Here is an 18057-nt window from a genome sequence, read left to right as displayed (position 1 = left end):
CACCACAACAGGGGAAGACCCATGACTGTACAGTATCAAGCGGATTTTAGAGAAATGTCGCGAGCAATGTGGTGAGCGCAAAATGCACCGCCTGACGGCGCACCGCGTCCCTGTCGCCCTCGAAATGCATCAGTTGGGAAAAGGGAACGCCCTGCGCGGCGGCGTAACCGAACCAGACCGTACCCACCGGTTTTTCAATCGTGCCGCCGTCGGGGCCGGCGATACCGCTTATCGCCACCGCGTAGTCGGCGGATGCAGCGCGCAGCGCACCGCAGGCCATCTCCTGCACCACCAGATCGCTCACCGCGCCGTGCTGTTCCAGGGTCCGGGGGCGCACACCTAGCAAATCGGTTTTAGCCTGATTGCCGTAGGTGACAAAGCCGCGCTCAAACCAGCCGGCGCTGCCGGAAACGTCGGTAATGGTCTTGGCCACCCAGCCGCCGGTGCAGGACTCGGCGCAGGTAATAGACTTATTGTCCCGCTTGAGCGCCGCGCCCAGCCGCACGCTAAGCGCATAGAGTTCGCTGTCGTTTATCATATTCTTATCCTGAACCGATGTGGCTTACTGCGATCGTGCAGACTAGGCGGCCTGGCTGTCAATAGGTGTTTATAAGCGTCGCGTTCCAACTTTTACTTTCGGGACCGCCGCCGCCGGCGCCCTTGTCACGCTGAGCGCGATGCACTACAGTTGCAAACGTACGTGGATTGTATAACCAAACGCAATGACTAATGACATAAAATGCTTTAGACCTGAAAGTAAAATAGTTTATCATTGCCGGTTCCCGAAGCGGTGTTCGCCTCTTAATACGCTCTTTTCAGGAATAATCATGAAAAAAATAACTTTGGCACTGTTATTCAGTACCCTCGCATTTACCGCAGCGCAAGTTCAGGCCGCAGACGATTTGGCGGCCATTAAGTCCGCCGGCACCATAACCTTTGGCACCGAGGGGACCTATGCGCCTTATACGTTTCACGACGAGAGCGACAAACTGGTGGGCTTTGACGTGGATCTGGGGCACGCGGTAGCCGAGAAGCTGGGCGTCAAGGCCAAATTTATCGAAGGTCGCTGGGATGGTCTTATCGCCGGTCAGGACGGTAAACGTTATGACGCGGTCATTAATCAGGTGGGCATCACGCCGGAACGCCAGGCGAAATATGATTTCTCCAAACCTTATATCGATTCAAAAGTGGTGTTGATTACCCGCGACGACAATACCACGATCAAAAACTTCAGCGACCTGAAAGGTCAAAAATCCGCACAAAGTTTGACCAGCAATTATTCGCAGCTGGCCAGCAAATACGGCGCCGATATCGTGCCGACCGACGGCTTTACGCAATCTGTGGGTCTGGTCATCACCGGGCGCGCGGCCGCCACGCTTAATGACAATTTGTCGTTCCTGGATTTCAAAAAACACCAGCCGAACGCTAAAGTGAAAGTGGCCGCCTCTGAACCCGCCAATGCGCCATCGGGCATTCTGGTGCGTAAAAACCAAACCGCCCTGGTGGACGCCATCAATAAAGCCCTGGATGAGATTAAAGCCGACGGCACCTATAAAACTATTTCGCTGCGCTATTTCGGCCAGGACGTTTCTCAGTAATTTTTTTCTCCGGGAGTCATACCGATGCCGCCATGGCTGCAATTAATGTACGACTCCTTTTGGCGTTTGTTTACAGCCGGGCTGATGTTTACCCTGCCGCTGGCGCTGCTGTCGTTTGTCGGCGACAGGGTGATAGGGTTTCTGGTGGCGCTGGTACGTTTGTATGGCCCGCAACCGCTGACCCTGTACACGATTCTGTGTAAATGCCTTTTCTCAGAAGTGACCGTCCAGGCGGTCACCGAACTCGATAATAAAGCGGCTCATTGCCATGCGCCAGTCCCTCAAAGGCATTGTCCATTTCTGTGAGGCCGCCTGTATCGCCAGCCACACCACCTTTTTCACTGCGTCGTCGGTCGGGAACACCTTGCGCTTTTTGATGGCATGCCGGATCACGCTGTTTAACGACTCGATGGCGTTGGTCGTGTAGATCACCTTGCGGATGTCCGTTGGGTAGGCAAAGAACGTGGCCAGATTGGCCCAGTTTGCCTGCCAGCTTCGACTTATTTGCGGGTAGCGGATGTCCCAGGCACTGGAGAACGCTTCCAGCGCCTGCAAGCCGGCTTCTTCCGTAGGGGCCTGATAGATAGCTTTCAGGTCGCGGGTGACGGCCTTGTAGTCCTTCCAGGAGACGAACCGCAGGCTGTTGCGCACCATATGTACGATACACAGCTGGAGCCGCGCCTCCGGATACACCGCGTTAATAGCGTCAGGGAAACCTTTCAGCCCGTCTACGCAGGCGATAAGGATATCGTTCAGGCCGCGGTTTTTCAGCTCTGTCAGCACGTTCAGCCAGAACTTTGCGCCTTCATTTTCGGCCAGCCACATACCTAGCAACTCTTTCTGGCCTTCGATGTTGATGCCCAGCGCCAGGAACACAGATTTGTTGATGATGCGGCTGTCCTGCCGGACTTTTAGAACGATACAGTCAAGATAAACAATGGGATAGACTGCATCCAGAGGCCGGTTTTGCCATTCGACAACCTGCTCCATGACCGCATCGGTGACCTTTGAGACCAGCGCCGGCGAGACATCGGCGTCATACAGCTCTTTGAACGCGGCGGCGATCTCGCGGGTGGTCATCCCTTTGGCGTACAACGATAAAATCTGGTTATCCATCCCGGTAATCCGGGTCTGGTTCTTCTTCACCAGTTGCGGTTCAAAGGAACCGTCACGATCGCGCGGAGTACGCAGCGCCAGCGGGCCATCGCCAGTGGTAACGGTTTTTGTGGAATAGCCGTTGCGGGCGTTGGTCCCCGGTTTAGGCTGATTTTTATCGTAGCCGAGGTGATGGGTCATTTCGGCATTGAGAGCTGCTTCGACGCTGATTTTTTTCAGCAGCCGATCGAAGTGACTGAGATCTTCAGGGGTTTTGAGATTTTTGGCCAGTTCGTTAGCCAGAGCCTGCAACTGTTTTTCGTCCATAAATTAACCTGTTTTTGATGTTGGATTGAACATATCAAAATCAGGCAAATACACAAATTTCTAAACAGGCTCCAACCGCTAAAAGGAATTGCTGATTTTTATGTCTGGGTTATCCGGGGAACACCGCTGCTGGTGCAGCTGTTTTTGATTTTCTATGGTTTACCCAGCGCCAGCGTCACTTTGGACGCCTTCCCGGCGGCTTTGATTGGTTTCACCCTGAGCGTCGACGCTTACAGCTCGGAGATAATCCGCGACGCCATCGTCTCGGAACCCAAGACGTAGTGGGAAGCGGCATGGGCCATCGGCATGAATTCGACCCAGGCGATGCGTGCAGATTCCGACGTATCCGATCAGCTGTTTCGGCGACATCCGATCAGTTATTCCGATATTTTCCGATCACCCATTCCAGTGATATTCGATCACGTGTTCGCTCATCTTCTGACTCGGGTTTAGTCTATTTTTCCTGTGCTGGCTACTCCTTGCTCTTTGCGTAGTGATTCGCCTTTAAGTTCCAGTCTATAGCTGGGGTGTACTAATCGATCGAGTAACGCGTCAGCTGTCGTGGGGTTTTCTATCAGTCCATACCATTTTTTCACCGGCAGTTGACTGATCAGGATGCTGCTGCTTTTGTCGTAGCGATCTTCCATCACCTCCAACAGCATCGTTGCCTGCATCGGACTTATTGATTCTAGGCCCACGTCGTCCAAGATCAGTAACTCTATTTTTTCTAACTGCTTAAGCTATTTTAGATAGGTCCCGTCTACCTGACACTGGTGAAGATGGGCCAGCAACCGACCCACTCGCCAGTAACGCACGCTATATTGCTGCCGGCATGCCTGCTCACCAAGCGCACAACTGAGCCAGGTTTTGCCCGTACCTGTCGGCCCCGTGATGAGTATGCTTTTCTGATATTTCAGATATTGTCCCCCTAGCAGATCTCGCATCTGTTCCGGTGTCACTCCTCGGCTAGGGATATAGCGGATATCTTCCGGTTTTGCCTGCAAGCGCATTTGCGATTGCCGTCGAAGACGGCATATGTAGTTGTTTTTTCTATGCAAATTCTCCGCTTCTACCATCAGCGACAACCGCTCCTCGAACCCCAGCTCCCCATAACTCCCCGGGAGTTCGCGTTGCGTCTCCAACGCCTGGACCATTGCCGACAACTTCAGCTCTCGCAGAGCTATTAACAGTGTATCCATATTTATTCTCCTTAGTGATAACTGTCCGGACCTCGGAGGTTTTCGTGAACCAGCATTGATACGCCGGCTCCGTCCTGGGTGACCTCACTTTCACGACCGTGTTTCAATACGTTGGCTATGAAAGAGCGGTTAATGCACCCTTTCTCCAACGCCAGCGCGCAGGCCTTCTCCAGTCGCGTCGTCTCATAGCGCCGTTGCAGATTGAGTAGCCCCAGCACGGAGCGGTAAGCCTGCTCCGGATGGGCTTTGCTCTTTTGGATGGACTCGACCACTTTCAGTGTGCACACACCCACCGACAGCGCCCAACTGCACAGCCTTTCCGGCGTCCACTGACTCTGCCCCTTATGGTTAGCCGGCATGTGCGCCGCCTGAGTCGTGTGCCTATAGGCGTTATCGCTGCGAGGGTGCGTAGCCACGCAGACGCCCTTATGGTGGATTTGCACCAGCCGTTGGGTGGTGATGACGTCAACGCGCTCGCCAACCAGCGGATGCGGCACCGAGTACCAGTTTTTGCCGTAGTCTATGTGGTAATCAGGTCCCACTCGGGCAACGAGATACTCACTGTATTCCCATTGTGTGGGCGGTAGAGGCCCAAGAGCCGGTTTGTCCAGCTGCTCGAAGCGTTCAAGGAGACTTTGTCCGCCGTAATGACGCATCGGGCGCAGATTCAACTCATGATTGAGTTCTCGTATCACCTGGTTGAGTTCGGCCAGCGAGTATAACCTACGTTTACGCAACCGGGCCAAAACCCAGCGTTCTACCAGCTGCACAGTTGATTCTGCCTTCGCCTTGTCTTTCGGTTTTCTCGGGCGCGCCGGTAGCACCACTGTCTCATAGTGATTTGCCAGCGCCTGGTAGCTCTGGTTTATGACCGGCTCATAGCGGTCAGGGGTGCTGACAGCGCTGCGCAGATTATCAGGTATCATCAGCTCCGGAACCCCACCCATGAAGTGCAGACAGCGGCTATTGGCGTTGAGCCACGATGCCATGTCCTGGCCTTCGCAGGCTTCGATATACGCATAGCCTGACACGCCCATGTCAGCGACGAAGATAGCGACCTAGCGTACAGCTACCGGTCGCAGAGTTGACGATAGGTACGGTGGGGCCACAGAAGTCGATGAAGAGCTTTTCGCCAGCCTTGTGCTCCATGCGCATAGAACGCCGCTGCTTCTTTTTCCAGTCACGGAACAGTGCACAAAACTGTGAGTAACCGAGGGCATCACCGCCCACGGCGAACTGATATTCCATCCAGAGCAGCTGCTTGGTCATGCCCTTGCGGCTTAACTCAGTATCGATATCAAGCCAGCTGGGTAATGTATTGATAACTTTTCCGGATTTGCCGGGATAGAGCAGGCGATCGAGGTCGACGGGGGACAGTTCCGCCGGCAATGGCCAGACCAGGTCTACCGTGAATCGGCCGAGGATATCGTGCACGGTAGTACAGCCTATGCCGAGCGCTGCTGCGATAGTGCGATTCGAGCGACGCTGCTCGAATTTCATACGTAACACATTAATATAGATGTACATTTCCGTTCTCGCTTTCTTCTTTTTACGTGCCATGCCATGCCCCCGGAAGCTAAAAGTCTCCAGAGTATGGCGGAACAGAAGATGAGCGATCGGACAGAATCGGAATCGCTGATCGGGCGACCGGAATCAGTGATCGGATGAAATCAGAATTAGTGATCGGGTGAAATCGGAATCAGTGATCGGATGTGACCGGAACCAGCAATGCGCAGGGTCATTTTGCCGCAGTCGGTGTTTGTCTCCATACCCCCGCTGGCCAATTCATTTATCTCGCTTATCAAAGACACGTCGCTGGCGGCGGTCATTACCGTGCCGGAAATGTTTCTGGCCGCGCAGCGCATTGTGTCGGTGACCTATGAGCCGTTGATTCTCTATATCGAAGCGGCGGCGATTTATTTGTTGTTCAGCACGGCGCTGGGTAAGGTGCAAAACCGCTTGGAGCGCTATTTCCGCCGCTACGAATAACCGTCGTTGCCACCCCATTATATTTGACCGACCTCGACGGGCGCTGTTGACCAGCGCCCGTTTTTTACCCCTAAGCGTTAGCCGCCCAGCCGCGCCCGGCTCACCGCCTCGCCCAGTTGCCATACCGCCATGGCGTAATGGGTATTGTGGTTGTAGCGGGTAATGACATAGAAGTTCGGCAGCCCGTACCAATACTGGTAATCGGTGCCGATATCCAGACGCAGCAGGCTGGCCTGTTGTTCAGTCCCGAGCGGCGCAAGCGGCGGCAGCCCCGTGGCGGACAGCGTCGCCAGGGTGTAACACGTGTCATAGCCATTTTGTAACCAGGGCGCCTGACCACTGGCGGGCACCGCCACCAAGCCTCCCGGTACCCAGCCGTGGGCATGGAAATAATTGGCGACGCTGCCGATGGCGTCCTGCGGATCCCACAGATTGATATGGCCATCACCGTCGAAATCCACGGCGTACTGTTTGAAAGAGGAAGGCATAAATTGACCGTAACCCATCGCACCGGCATAGGAGCCGCGCAGCGCGAGCGGATCGTCGCCCTCATCGCGCGCCATTAGCAAAAACGTTTCCAGCTCGGCGGCGAAATAGTCGCCGCGGCGCGGATATTCGAACGCCAGCGTCGCCAGCGCATCACCCTTCCCCAGCGGGTCTCGACGCCTATAATGCCGACAATAATTTCCGGCGGTACGCCATATTGGCGCGCGGCACGCTGCAAAGCGTCTTCGTTCTGGTTCCAGAACACGACGCCGTTTTGCACGTTGTCCGGGGTGATGAATTTTTTACGATAGCGCAGCCAGGCGCCGTTCGGTCCGGCAGGCGCTTGCGCAACAGGCGCGCGCGCCTGCCGCTCCATAAGCCGCAGTACCGAGTCCAGCCGCTGCGTTTGGGCCAGCAGGTTATGCAGCTCCTGGTGGTCAAAGCCATGCTCATTGACCATTTTATCGATAAAACGCTCGGCGTTGGGATTGGCGGCGAAATCGCCATACAGCTCGGGGCTGGCGGCGCCCGCCTGCGGCTGACGCAGGAACCCACCGGTTAAAGGTGCTTCCTGCGAGGCCATATCGGAGGAGGATGGCTTACTACTGCACGCGGCAAGCAGAGCAATTAAAGGAACAAGGGCTGCCAGGTGACGCATTGGGGATCCATGTACCAAAGCTGATAAAAGTAACGCTATGGTAATTCATTGTCACCTCAGAACAAATAGAAAACCACGTCCTGCGAAACGGAAAGTTATATTTTCTTCACAAATTCCAATTTCAGCTTCATGGCGCCGAATCCGTCGATCTTACAGTCGATATTGTGGTCTCCTTACACTAATCGAATACTCTTCACTTTGGTGCCGATTTTTAGCGTCGAGGCGCGCTGCCTTTTACTTTCAGATCGGCTTTGTTGAATAAATCGAACTTTTAGGTGACTGGCGGCTCTGATCACTACATTCGTTTCAACATCAGGTCCCCATGGCAAAGCAAAAGTTTAAAATCACCAACTGGCCCGCATACAACAATGCGCTCAGGCAGCGGGGGGACATGACAGTATGGCTTGATGAGTCAGCCATTGCTGCATGGACTGAGAGTACACCACCTGAACATCGTGGCCGGCCGCTTCACTACACCGATATGGCCATTACCACGGTTCTGATGATAAAGCGCGTGTTTAACCTTTCGCTCCGGGCGTTACAGGGTTTCGTTGACGCGATTTTTAAACTGATGGGGCTGTCGCTGCGCTGCCCAGATTACTCTCTGGTCAGCCGGCGAGCAAAAACCGTCGACATCAGCATAAAAACGCCAACCCGCGGCGAAATCTCACACCTGGTCATCGATGGCACCGGCCTGAAAATCTTCGGCGAAGGCGAATGGAAAGTCAGGCAGCATGGGGCTGAGAGGCGCAGAGTATGGCGCAAGCTTCATCTGGCAGTAGATAGCGCGACACATGAAATTATCTGTGCCGATTTATCGCTAAGCGGTACGACAGATGCGCTGGCGCTGCCCGGGCTGATTAACCAAACCCACCGAAAAATCAGGGAAGCGTCGGCTGACAGTGCTTACGATACGCGTTACTGTCATGATGCTCTGCTGAGGAAAAAAATAAAGCCGCTTATCCCACCGCGAAGTGGTGCGCAATATTGGCCAGCTCGATACCATGAGCGTAACCATGCGGTGGCAAATCAGCATCTGAGCGGCAATAACGATACCTGGAAAAAGAAAGTAGGTTATCACCGGCGTTCACTGGCTGAAACGGCCATGTTCCGGTTTAAAACACTTCTGGGTGGTCATCTTAGTCTGCATGACTATGACGTGCAGGTAGGTGGACCCTGTACACGATGCTGTGTAAATGCCTTTTCTCAGAAGTGACCGTCCAGGCGGTCACCGAACTCGATAATAAAGCGGCTCATTGCCATGCGCCAGTCCCTCAAAGGCATTGTCCATTTCTGTGAGGCCGCCTGTATCGCCAGCAACACCACCTTTTTCACTGCGTCGTCGGTCGGGAACACCTTGCGCTTTTTGATGGCATGCCGGATCACGCTGTTTAACGACTCGATGGTGTTGGTCGTGTAGATCACCTTGCGGATGTACGTTGGGTAGGCAAAGAACGTGGCCAGATTGGCCCAGTTTGCCTGCCAGCTTCGACTTATTTGCGGGTAGCGGATGTCCCAGGCACTGGAGAACGCTTCCAGCGCCTGCAAGCCGGCTTCTTCCGTAGGGGCCTGATAGATAGCTTTCAGGTCGCGGGTGACGGCCTTGTAGTCCTTCCAGGAGACGAACCGCAGGCTGTTGTGCACCATATTCACGATACACAGCTGGAGCCGCGCCTCCGGATACACCGCGTTAATAGCGTCAGGGAAACCTTTCAGCCCGTCTACGCAGGCGATAAGGATATCGTTCAGGCCGCGGTTTTTCAGCTCTGTCAGCACGTTCAGCCAGAACTTTGCGCCTTCATTTTCGGCCAGCCACATACCTAGCAACTCTTTCTGGCCTTCGATGTTGATGCCCAGCGCCAGGAACACAGATTTGTTGATGATGCGGCTGTCCTGCCGGACTTTTAGAACGATACAGTCAAGATAAACAATGGGATAGACGGCATCCAGAGGCCGGTTTTGCCATTCGACAACCTGCTCCATGACCGCATCGGTGACCTTTGAGACCAGCGCCGGCGAGACATCGGCGTCATACAGCTCTTTGAATGCGGCGGCGATCTCGCGGGTGGTCATCCCTTTGGCGTACAACGATAAAATCTGGTTATCCATCCCGGTAATCCGGGTCTGGTTCTTCTTCACCAGTTGCGGTTCAAAGGAACCGTCACGATCGCGCGGAGTACGCAGCGCCAGCGGGCCATCGCCAGTGGTAACGGTTTTTGTGGAATAGCCGTTGCGGGCGTTGGTCCCCGGTTTAGGCTGATTTTTATCGTAGCCGAGGTGATGGGTCATTTCGGCATTGAGAGCTGCTTCGACGCTGATTTTTTTCAGCAGCCGATCGAAGTGACTGAGATCTTCAGGGGTTTTGAGATTTTTGGCCAGTTCGTTAGCCAGAGCCTGCAACTGTTTTTCGTCCATAAATTAATCTGTTTTTGATGTTGGATTGAACATATCAAAATCAGGCAAATACACAAATTTCTAAACAGGCTCTGACGGCAGGCTCGCCTGCTTTCGCTTCGTCCAGCTTTTCGTACGCCAGCCACTTAAAGCCCAACCAGGTACTGGACACCGCGCCCTCCTGGAGCATCTTCACCGCCATAAAGTCGGCGCAGGTCAACGTGGTATCGCTGAGGATCTGCGTCAACATGTCGGCGTTGTAGGTGATATACAGCGCCTCACCGTTCTGTTCATAGCACTCGTTACGGCGAAACATGGCCTTGGCGGCGATAAGCTTGGCCTTGGTCATACCAGTTTTGCTTGCGACAATCTTTTGCGTGGTCGGCAGGGCGACGGGCGCATAAGCACCGGTATCCGATGTTTTGCGCAAAACGGTATCGAGCAACGCCCGATAAATAATGTCGTCCTTTTTGCGGTTAGCCGCAGCCAGGGTCAGTCGCAAATAGGGTCCCTGCGGATCGGCAATCAGTTTGCGCAGGTCACGCTTCTCCACCGGCACGAAGACCCCGCAGTCCGCCATCAAGGCGTTACGCGTTCCCGCTTCAGGGACATCCCAGACCGTATCACCGAACCGCGTAGTGATTTGGGTCATCTCGATAGTGCCCATATCGTTGATGGTGAAGGATGCCCCGGTAATATGGCCTAGGTCAGTGACGGCGCCCTGCAGGCGAGAGTCTTTTTGCTGCGAGGCAATTTCAAACGAATCATGGAACTGCTGCACAAACGCAGCGGTGATCATGTTCTTGTTGGCATCAAAAGCCATAATGCACACTCCGAATAGTGATTAATCGCCTGCGAGGTGTCGATCTCCCGGCTCGTTTCAACGCTGCCCGGTTGGCGCTGACGGACAGAGGGGATCAGGTATCCGGCTACCCAGCCGGGCTGCTTTGTGGGGATTGTGAGTGTGATGTGTGGTCAGGATCCCGACCAAATGAAACGAGGCCAGCCACGCAGCCGGCCTGTTGCGGGTCACGCGACAGAATGCGTGCCGTACGTCTTCTGGTAAAATGCACGTATCTGTGCAGCAACACGATCATGATCGACATGTTTTCGGGAGCCTGTTTAGAAATTTGTGTATTTGCCTGATTTTGATATGTTCAATCCAACATCAAAAACAGGTTAATTTATGGACGAAAAACAGTTGCAGGCTCTGGCTAACGAACTGGCCAAAAATCTCAAAACCCCTGAAGATCTCAGTCACTTCGATCGGCTGCTGAAAAAAATCAGCGTCGAAGCAGCTCTCAATGCCGAAATGACCCATCACTTCGGCTACGATAAAAATCAGCCTAAACCGGGGACCAACGCCCGCAACAGCTATTCCACAAAAACCGTTACCACTGGCGATGGCTCGCTGGCGCTGCGTACTCCGCGCGATCGTGACGGTTCCTTTGAACCGCAACTGGTGAAGAAGAACCAGACCCGGATTACCGGGATGGATAACCAGATTTTATCGTTGTACGCCAAAGGGATGACCACCCACGAGATCGCCACCGCGTTCAAAGAGCTGTATGACGCCGATGTCTCGCCGGCGCTGGTCTCAAAGGTCACCGATGCGGTCATGGAGCAGGTTGTCGAATGGCAAAACCGGCCTCTGGATGCAGTCTATCCCATTGTTTATCTTGACTGTATCGTTCTAAAAGTCCGGCAGGACAGCCGCATCATCAACAAATCTGTGTTCCTGGCGCTGGGCATCAACATCGAAGGCCAGAAAGAGTTGCTAGGTATGTGGCTGGCCGAAAATGAAGGCGCAAAGTTCTGGCTGAACGTGCTGACAGAGCTGAAAAACCGCGGCCTGAACGATATCCTTATCGTCTGCGTAGTCGGGCTGAAAGGTTTTCCTGACGCTATTAACGCGGTGTATCCGGAGGCGCGGCTCCAGCTGTGTATCGTGCATATGGTGCGCAACAGCCTGCGGTTCGTCTCCTGGAAGGACTACAAGGCCGTCACCCGCGACCTGAAAGCTATCTATCAGGCCCCTACGGAAGAAGCCGGCTTGCAGGCGCTGGCAGCGTTCTCCAGTGCCTGGGACATCCGCTACCCGCAAATAAGTCGAAGCTGGCAGGCAAACTGGGCCAATCTGGCCACGTTCTTTGCCTACCCAACGGACATCCGCAAGGTGATCTACACGACCAACGCCATCGAGTCGTTAAACAGCGTGATCCGGCATGCCATCAAAAAGCGCAAGGTGTTCCCGACCGACGACGCAGTGAAAAAGGTGGTGTGGCTGGCGATACAGGCGGCCTCACAGAAATGGACAATGCCTTTGAGGGACTGGCGCATGGCAATGAGCCGCTTTATTATCGAGTTCGGTGACCGCCTGGACGGTCACTTCTGAGAAAAGGCATTTACACAGAATCGTGTACAGGGTCTTTCGGATCGGCATAGGCTTCCGACTTCATCAGGTCACGGATGACTTGCTGCGCTGTCGGGTTAGCGTCCGCCCCCGCCGGCGTATCTTCCTGCATCTCCGCCCCCACTTTCGCCAGCATGCGGATAACCAGCGGATTATTGCCGATATCATCCAGGCGATCTTTGTCACCTTCATCGGCCAGCGCATGAAACGCACGGTAGGCCAGACCGATGTTTTTGTTAAATTCAGCGTCAGATTGCCACACCGCGCGTAATTGTGTCCCCGCGGCGTCCGCATCCAGCTCGGCCGCACCGTTCACTAACGCCGGGGCACGTTGCAGGTACTCGTCCAGAATAAAGCCCATTTAGTCATTCGTGATTCCCTTGGCGTGAGCGGCTCTGAGAAAGCCCTGCATCTCAGGATCGGCTTTGAATTCATCCCATTGAAACCCCTCTGCGTCTACCTTCGGCGCGTAGTCATCAAAGGACTTCGGCGGGGCGTCACCGTGACCTAAACGCTTCTCAAGATGCGTATAGGACTCTGCCAGTTTGCGCGCAAAGCTTTCCACGTTGAGCTTGCCGTCATCGCCCATAACGTGGAATTTTTCCGGTACCCAATCCGCCTCGTCCACTGGCGCCTGTGCACCGGTGCCAAGCAAAGAATGACCCGCATCAGGATTAACAGATTCGTCGCCACCGTTGCCCCCCGCGTCCTCGCCAGCATCGGCGTTCATGAATAGCGGTTTAATCGTCCACATCGTCGTATACTCCGTCAGCCTGGTTAATTCTCATGAGAATAAAATCGAGCACGGCACGCTGCCCGGCTCTGTAGCACGTTGCGCGGTCGCCCTCCACGTAGACGGCCCGCCCGAATCGCCGGGCTAATTCCGCCAGCACTTCAGGGCCGCCCGCCGTCTCTTCAAACAGGCGTTTGTAATCGCCCGGTAGCACGGGTTTTCTCATTGTCCCTCCGCCAATCTTTGGCCCATTGCGCTCCCCGCGGCCTGCCCGGCGGCGCTGGCGGCCTCCTTGCCCGGCCTGCATCATCAGCTGCTGTTTTGCTTGCTGTTGCTGCGCCTTGGCGCGCTGGTCGCGTAGGCTGGTGACATCCGCCGCCGAGCGGATCACATTCGCCGGTACGCCTAGCGCATCGGCCACCACGCGCGTCGCCTCATCGGTGTCAACCAGATCTACGACCTCCGGGCTAACCTGGGAGAGCTGCGCCACGTTCGCGCCAAGACGTTCAATCGCAGTCACATCCTCCAGCTTCTGTGCGCGGGCCAGCGGAGAGATATAGCGCACATTAAAATGCGTGGTTTGCATGCTGTCCGGGGGAGGCGGGAAGACGCCTGCGCGGAAGGCAATACCGAAACAGCGCTCAACCAGCGGTTGCAGGTATTCCGCCTGAAACCGGCCGTAGACCGGCCCCAGCAGTTGGCGAATCAAGGCCACACGAACATGGACTTCGGTCGCGGTCATCGCCGGACCATCCTGTGGTTGCAACTGGTCGGCCATCATGATTTTGTGAATGCTGGCCTGCAGACGGTCTTCTGCGGTAAACGCAACCTGAAAATCAGCCCCGGTAAGTAAGGGCTTCATACTGTTCACGCTGCTCGCGACAATAATACGGCGCGGGCCGACCTTGACGGAGTACGGATTTATTACACCGTCATCCTCGGCAATCCACATGCCCGAAATGGCCAAATCCTGCGCGGCCTTCTCCATGCGTTTGGTTTCGTTCAGCTCCTTGTAGTCTGGCAACGCATCATATACCGGGCCAATGCCGTACGCGCCGCCAGGGATTTTCATCCAGCGCGGTACGCAAACCGGGAATTCGTGGTAACCCGATTCTCGCACTATGCGCTTTCCCTGCCTCTCCACGTGAAAAGAGGCAAAGCGTAAATGCTTAGCCAGACGGGCGTTTACCACATAATTCGTACGCGGGAATATCGCGTGCAGGAAATCAAACCTGTCATCCAGCTTATCCTTGGCCGCACGGCGTATTTTCTCGCTGACGCCCTGCTCTCCGAACTCAGCAATGGCCTGCTCGGCGGTCATCTGATAGCAGCGATAAATCGTATCGACAATGCCGTCTTTGCGGGTTGACGCAACGTAGCATTGCGATAGCGGCCACTGTTGAAACATATAGCCGCCCTCCTCCCGGTTCTCATCGATGTACAGCACGAACCAGCCCGCGCGCACGACGTCAAGATTCGCCTCATATCCTTCCGCGTCAAAATTGGCGGCGTGGATGTTCTCCCATACCAATGTGGCACAGGTGGAGAGCCAGGCCTTGTCCTCGTCAGCCAGCGCTTCACTGTCGAGATTGAGCCACTGCGCATTGGCCGGGGTCATGCCAGACATAAGCGCCGACGCCAGCATGCGGGCGCTATCGGTGGCGGTGCCGTCCAGCAGTTTCGCCACCTTCGACTTAGCGCTCTGTGCGTCCAGCACGTCAGCCGCAAAACCCGCGCCACGCAACGGATAGGTGTAGTCGTAGCACTCGAGCCAAACGCTTTCATGCCGCTGGCGGTGGGATTTTAGCGCATCAGCACGCTTAATCAGCTTGACGGCGAGTTCATCCATCGGTTACGCCTCTAATGCCTTTTTCTGCGCCGGCTGCGCGCCCGAAGACAACAAAGAGCTGCCTGAGTCCGCGGCCCCTTCTGCACCACTGGCCAGCAAAGACGAGCTTTTCTTGCGCTTCTTGCGCGCGGCAGCATCTACGTTCGCCGCCTTTGCCGCGGCGTCAGCCGCCGCATTGGCTTCAGCCTGCGGATCCGTTCGTACGACCTGGGGTGCACTCCCTCCACACATCACGCTCTCCTTAGCCCGGCACGTGCCAGCCGTGTTCCGTTAAAATCAGCTTACCCGGTACGGGCTGACGTTTACCCTCTTCATTCGTCACAACGCCAAGCGGCGCGACGGGGGCTGCCGTGGTGGCTTTCTTGACGAGTTCAAGGAAATAGAGATTATCGGTCAGCTTCTGGTCGGCCATATCAGTAAAGCCTAGCGCTTCAAAGCGGGTGATGAGTGCTGCGGCCGGCTCGTCAAACGTGGACAGGATAGCGTTACGCTCAGCCTGCGCCGTGCTGTCTGGCAGTGCAGAAAAACTCTGCGGCAGGGTCCGCTCATCGGCAATACCGACACCCTCAGGCAATGTCTGATTGCCCGCCAGTTCGTCTGTAGCAACGTCTGCGGCGGTTGTGGATTCCTGCCCTGGGACTTCGACGGCTTTTCTTTTTCGTGCCATTGTCGTGGCTCCTGTCGATAATATAGCCGCCAGTGTGAAAGGGATGCCCGGTCGGGATCCCGACCAAATACCCTCTTGCGGAAGTGGAGCTAGCGTTTGTTGCGCCAGGCGTACACAAAGCGCCGCGATGAGACCTGCACAGGCAGCTCTGTACGCTGGCGATGCATCACGTAGCACCAGAAGTCAATCAGCGCCTCGCCGGTGTGATAATTAGGTGCCGCGCCCTGCTTCCAGCCAATAATCGCGGACTTGGAGACATCCAGCTCTCTGGCGATTTCCTGTAGCGGGATCCCGGCGCGGGTAATGTCGTTTATCACCCGGAACCAGTCGGTTTTGACCGTTGCAACTACCGGCACGGCTTCCCCCTAAAACGCGCGTGCGCGCGACCCTGAGAGCGTGTTTTTGTCAGTCGCAACACCCCGCCGGCCTCGACTGTTGCCGTGGTCAGTGTGGTAGGTCTCGTTTTTCGATATGCCGCCTGCGCCATCTTAAACCCCTGGGTTGGACGGCACAGCAGTTGGGTTAGGGAGGCCAGTTGTTCAGGCTGGCGTGGTGATTATAGCAAATTACCTGCAAAGTTGCCTTGCCATGCCGCTCACCGCTATACTACCTGCATCACCAAGAGGATACGCATATGGGCCAAGTCGCATTTGATACACAAGAGTTCGTCGAAAAGCTGGAAAACGCCGGCCTTAACAGAGAGCAAGCCAAAGCGATAACCCTTGTCGTGCGTGAATCGCATGAGGTTGCCGATCTTGCTACCAAAGCAGACATCAAAGATGTAAAGCGTGACCTTGAGGACGTGCGCAAAGAGCTTTCAGCCGATATAGCTGAAGTTCGCAAAGACCTGACGATTCAGATAGCCGATGTTCGCAAGGATATGCACGCTCGCTTTGAGAAGACAGAAGCTAAAAACGACGCTCAGATGGCATTGTTGCGCAAAGATGTTGAAGCTTTGGCTAGTGGCTTGTTTATCAAGCTAAGCAAGGTCATGCTTGCAATAGTTGGGATTTCGGTAACCATAGCAACTGCAATTATTAAATTGCTTTAATTGAAGGTATATATGGCCTCAAATATTGCTTTTTTATTTCTTATATTTTAACTGCGATTATATCGTTTTATGTGTTTATCGTGAGGCCCATAATAAATAAAGGAAAATAAAGAAAAGGTATCTTTGCGCGATATAATGCGAGTTGCTTATAATGAATTCTTACCTATCGCCAAGTTGCTCGGAGGAATAGCTGTTTGTGCTGCTTTCTGTTGACCCTGTACACGATTCTGTGTAAATGCCTTTTCTCAGAAGTGACCGTCCAGGCGGTCACCGAACTCGATAATAAAGCGGCTCATTGCCATGCGCCAGTCCCTCAAAGGCATTGTCCATTTCTGTGAGGCCGCCTGTATCGCCAGCCACACCACCTTTTTCACTGCGTCGTCGGTCGGGAACACCTTGCGCTTTTTGATGGCATGCCGGATCACGCTGTTTAACGACTCGATGGCGTTGGTCGTGTAGATCACCTTGCGGATGTCCGTTGGGTAGGCAAAGAACGTGGCCAGATTGGCCCAGTTTGCCTGCCAGCTTCGACTTATTTGCGGGTAGCGGATGTCCCAGGCACTGGAGAACGCTTCCAGCGCCTGCAAGCCGGCTTCTTCCGTAGGGGCCTGATAGATAGCTTTCAGGTCGCGGGTGACGGCCTTGTAGTCCTTCCAGGAGACGAACCGCAGGCTGTTGCGCACCATATGTACGATACACAGCTGGAGCCGCGCCTCCGGATACACCGCGTTAATAGCGTCAGGGAAACCTTTCAGCCCGTCTACGCAGGCGATAAGGATATCGTTCAGGCCGCGGTTTTTCAGCTCTGTCAGCACGTTCAGCCAGAACTTTGCGCCTTCATTTTCGGCCAGCCACATACCTAGCAACTCTTTCTGGCCTTCGATGTTGATGCCCAGCGCCAGGAACACAGATTTGTTGATGATGCGGCTGTCCTGCCGGACTTTTAGAACGATACAGTCAAGATAAACAATGGGATAGACTGCATCCAGAGGCCGGTTTTGCCATTCGACAACCTGCTCCATGACCGCATCGGTGACCTTTGAGACCAGCGCCGGCGAGACATCGGCGTCATACAGCTCTTTGAACGCGGCGGCGATCTCGCGGGTGGTCATCCCTTTGGCGTACAACGATAAAATCTGGTTATCCATCCCGGTAATCCGGGTCTGGTTCTTCTTCACCAGTTGCGGTTCAAAGGAACCGTCACGATCGCGCGGAGTACGCAGCGCCAGCGGGCCATCGCCAGTGGTAACGGTTTTTGTGGAATAGCCGTTGCGGGCGTTGGTCCCCGGTTTAGGCTGATTTTTATCGTAGCCGAGGTGATGGGTCATTTCGGCATTGAGAGCTGCTTCGACGCTGATTTTTTTCAGCAGCCGATCGAAGTGACTGAGATCTTCAGGGGTTTTGAGATTTTTGGCCAGTTCGTTAGCCAGAGCCTGCAACTGTTTTTCGTCCATAAATTAACCTGTTTTTGATGTTGGATTGAACATATCAAAATCAGGCAAATACACAAATTTCTAAACAGGCTCCTTTCTGTTTTTTGCTGTACAAATTTCTCCTTTGGATTTTTGGTTAACAACAAATCCTCTATCGGCCACAAA

The 18057-nt window shown here is 54.6% G+C and carries 14 protein-coding genes and 8 pseudogenes; 6 read left to right on the top strand and 16 right to left on the bottom strand.

The genetic code is table 11. From position 1 onward, the window contains the following. Positions 1–46: 46 nt before the first annotated feature. Complete coding sequence (gene pncC, locus SOPEG_RS05620; RefSeq protein ID WP_025244605.1) at positions 47–535, bottom strand: nicotinamide-nucleotide amidase; 489 nt, start codon at positions 533–535, stop codon at positions 47–49. A 292-nt stretch (positions 536–827) separates the two neighbouring features. On the opposite strand from pncC, the gene SOPEG_RS05615 reads away from it, so the two are divergent. Continuing rightward, on the top strand, positions 828–1598 hold the full coding sequence (locus SOPEG_RS05615) for an amino acid ABC transporter substrate-binding protein (protein ID WP_025244604.1): 771 nt from the start codon (positions 828–830) through the stop codon (positions 1596–1598). Positions 1599–1811: 213 nt separating this feature from the next. Here the strand turns inward: SOPEG_RS05615 and SOPEG_RS05605 are convergent, their stop codons facing one another. Next, positions 1812–3020: an IS256-like element ISSoEn2 family transposase gene (locus SOPEG_RS05605; protein WP_025244030.1), complete on the bottom strand. Its 1209-nt coding sequence runs from the start codon at positions 3018–3020 to the stop codon at positions 1812–1814. Positions 3021–3092: 72 nt separating this feature from the next. Between SOPEG_RS05605 and SOPEG_RS05600 the strand changes: the two are divergent. Then, a pseudogene (locus SOPEG_RS05600) lies at positions 3093–3299 on the top strand (ABC transporter permease subunit); the annotation flags it as partial. A 170-nt stretch (positions 3300–3469) separates the two neighbouring features. Here the strand turns inward: SOPEG_RS05600 and istB are convergent. Both istB and istA read right to left on the bottom strand, forming a co-directional pair. Further along, positions 3470–4219 (bottom strand): annotated as a pseudogene (gene istB, locus SOPEG_RS05595) (IS21-like element ISSoEn3 family helper ATPase IstB). A gap of 11 nt (positions 4220–4230) precedes the next feature. Then, positions 4231–5779, bottom strand: a pseudogene (gene istA / locus SOPEG_RS05590) (IS21 family transposase). A gap of 165 nt (positions 5780–5944) precedes the next feature. Here istA and SOPEG_RS05585 point away from each other — a divergent pair. Then, a pseudogene (locus SOPEG_RS05585) lies at positions 5945–6208 on the top strand (ABC transporter permease subunit); the annotation flags it as partial. A gap of 77 nt (positions 6209–6285) precedes the next feature. Here SOPEG_RS05585 and mltB read toward each other — a convergent pair. Together mltB and SOPEG_RS27165 are read right to left on the bottom strand one after the other, a co-directional pair. Continuing rightward, positions 6286–7352: pseudogene (gene mltB / locus SOPEG_RS05580) on the bottom strand (lytic murein transglycosylase B). A gap of 95 nt (positions 7353–7447) precedes the next feature. Further along, positions 7448–7599, bottom strand: a pseudogene (locus SOPEG_RS27165) (PhnA domain-containing protein); the annotation flags it as partial. A 75-nt stretch (positions 7600–7674) separates the two neighbouring features. Between SOPEG_RS27165 and SOPEG_RS05575 the strand changes: the two are divergent. Further along, a pseudogene (locus tag SOPEG_RS05575) lies at positions 7675–8523 on the top strand (IS5-like element ISSoEn1 family transposase); the annotation flags it as partial. Between the two features lie 35 nt (positions 8524–8558). On the opposite strand, the gene SOPEG_RS05570 reads toward SOPEG_RS05575, so the two are convergent. Continuing rightward, positions 8559–9767 carry an IS256-like element ISSoEn2 family transposase gene (locus tag SOPEG_RS05570; protein ID WP_025244600.1) on the bottom strand — a complete coding sequence of 403 codons (1209 nt, stop codon included), beginning with the start codon at positions 9765–9767 and terminating at the stop codon, positions 8559–8561. Positions 9768–9807: 40 nt separating this feature from the next. Beyond that, positions 9808–10569, bottom strand: coding sequence for a phage capsid protein (locus SOPEG_RS05565; RefSeq protein WP_025244599.1), 762 nt, complete (start codon positions 10567–10569; stop codon positions 9808–9810). Positions 10570–10932: 363 nt separating this feature from the next. Here SOPEG_RS05565 and SOPEG_RS05560 point away from each other — a divergent pair, with 363 nt between their 5' ends. Further along, positions 10933–12141, top strand: coding sequence for an IS256 family transposase (locus SOPEG_RS05560; RefSeq protein WP_025244598.1), 1209 nt, complete (start codon positions 10933–10935; stop codon positions 12139–12141). Between the two features lie 10 nt (positions 12142–12151). Here SOPEG_RS05560 and SOPEG_RS29215 read toward each other — a convergent pair whose 3' ends face one another. The 7 genes and pseudogenes from SOPEG_RS29215 to SOPEG_RS05530 all read right to left on the bottom strand — a co-directional run bounded on the left by SOPEG_RS29215 (position 12152) and on the right by SOPEG_RS05530 (position 15764). Beyond that, entirely contained in the window at positions 12152–12520 is a 369-nt protein-coding gene (locus SOPEG_RS29215; protein WP_236851632.1) for a hypothetical protein, read from the bottom strand. Continuing rightward, a complete protein-coding gene (locus SOPEG_RS29210) occupies positions 12521–12889 on the bottom strand; it encodes a hypothetical protein (RefSeq protein WP_236851629.1) in 369 nt (122 codons plus the stop codon). 10 nt (positions 12890–12899) lie between these two features. Then, positions 12900–13118 carry a Bbp19 family protein gene (locus tag SOPEG_RS30540; protein ID WP_025244597.1) on the bottom strand — a complete coding sequence of 73 codons (219 nt, stop codon included), beginning with the start codon at positions 13116–13118 and terminating at the stop codon, positions 12900–12902. Beyond that, a pseudogene (locus SOPEG_RS05545) lies at positions 13115–14741 on the bottom strand (portal protein). The gene SOPEG_RS30540 and the pseudogene SOPEG_RS05545 overlap by 4 nt, the downstream one beginning before the upstream one ends. Positions 14742–14744: 3 nt before the next feature. Continuing rightward, positions 14745–14972, bottom strand: coding sequence for a hypothetical protein (locus tag SOPEG_RS05540; RefSeq protein WP_025244596.1), 228 nt, complete (start codon positions 14970–14972; stop codon positions 14745–14747). A 10-nt stretch (positions 14973–14982) separates the two neighbouring features. Continuing rightward, the gene (locus tag SOPEG_RS05535) at positions 14983–15408 is read right to left on the bottom strand and encodes a hypothetical protein (RefSeq protein ID WP_025244595.1); all 426 of its coding nucleotides are present in this window, start codon (positions 15406–15408) and stop codon (positions 14983–14985) included. Positions 15409–15497: 89 nt separating this feature from the next. Further along, on the bottom strand, positions 15498–15764 hold the full coding sequence (locus SOPEG_RS05530) for a hypothetical protein (RefSeq protein WP_025244594.1): 267 nt from the start codon (positions 15762–15764) through the stop codon (positions 15498–15500). Between the two features lie 278 nt (positions 15765–16042). Here SOPEG_RS05530 and SOPEG_RS05525 point away from each other — a divergent pair, with 278 nt between their 5' ends. Beyond that, on the top strand, positions 16043–16459 hold the full coding sequence (locus tag SOPEG_RS05525) for a CCDC90 family protein (protein WP_025244593.1): 417 nt from the start codon (positions 16043–16045) through the stop codon (positions 16457–16459). A gap of 245 nt (positions 16460–16704) precedes the next feature. Here the strand turns inward: SOPEG_RS05525 and SOPEG_RS05520 are convergent, their stop codons facing one another. Continuing rightward, positions 16705–17913 carry an IS256-like element ISSoEn2 family transposase gene (locus tag SOPEG_RS05520; protein WP_025244030.1) on the bottom strand — a complete coding sequence of 403 codons (1209 nt, stop codon included), beginning with the start codon at positions 17911–17913 and terminating at the stop codon, positions 16705–16707. Positions 17914–18057 lie beyond the last annotated feature (144 nt).

The sequence above is a fragment of the Candidatus Sodalis pierantonius str. SOPE genome (genome assembly GCF_000517405.1).
Taxonomy (GTDB): domain Bacteria; phylum Pseudomonadota; class Gammaproteobacteria; order Enterobacterales; family Enterobacteriaceae; genus Sodalis_C; species Sodalis_C pierantonii.
Note: the sequence above shows the minus strand (reverse complement) of the source record. Positions and strands in the feature narration are given on the sequence as shown.

Coding starts and splice junctions, on each gene's coding strand:
- SOPEG_RS05525 (WP_025244593.1), top strand. CDS start 16,043: ATGGGCCAAGTCGCATTTGATACACAAGAGTTCGTCGAAAAGCTGGAA.
- SOPEG_RS05560 (WP_025244598.1), top strand. CDS start 10,933: ATGGACGAAAAACAGTTGCAGGCTCTGGCTAACGAACTGGCCAAAAAT.
- SOPEG_RS29210 (WP_236851629.1), bottom strand. CDS start 12,889: ATGAACGCCGATGCTGGCGAGGACGCGGGGGGCAACGGTGGCGACGAA.
- SOPEG_RS05520 (WP_025244030.1), bottom strand. CDS start 17,913: ATGGACGAAAAACAGTTGCAGGCTCTGGCTAACGAACTGGCCAAAAAT.
- SOPEG_RS05565 (WP_025244599.1), bottom strand. CDS start 10,569: ATGGCTTTTGATGCCAACAAGAACATGATCACCGCTGCGTTTGTGCAG.
- SOPEG_RS30540 (WP_025244597.1), bottom strand. CDS start 13,118: ATGAGAAAACCCGTGCTACCGGGCGATTACAAACGCCTGTTTGAAGAG.
- SOPEG_RS05570 (WP_025244600.1), bottom strand. CDS start 9,767: ATGGACGAAAAACAGTTGCAGGCTCTGGCTAACGAACTGGCCAAAAAT.
- SOPEG_RS05540 (WP_025244596.1), bottom strand. CDS start 14,972: ATGTGTGGAGGGAGTGCACCCCAGGTCGTACGAACGGATCCGCAGGCT.
- SOPEG_RS29215 (WP_236851632.1), bottom strand. CDS start 12,520: ATGGGCTTTATTCTGGACGAGTACCTGCAACGTGCCCCGGCGTTAGTG.
- SOPEG_RS05605 (WP_025244030.1), bottom strand. CDS start 3,020: ATGGACGAAAAACAGTTGCAGGCTCTGGCTAACGAACTGGCCAAAAAT.
- SOPEG_RS05535 (WP_025244595.1), bottom strand. CDS start 15,408: ATGGCACGAAAAAGAAAAGCCGTCGAAGTCCCAGGGCAGGAATCCACA.
- SOPEG_RS05615 (WP_025244604.1), top strand. CDS start 828: ATGAAAAAAATAACTTTGGCACTGTTATTCAGTACCCTCGCATTTACC.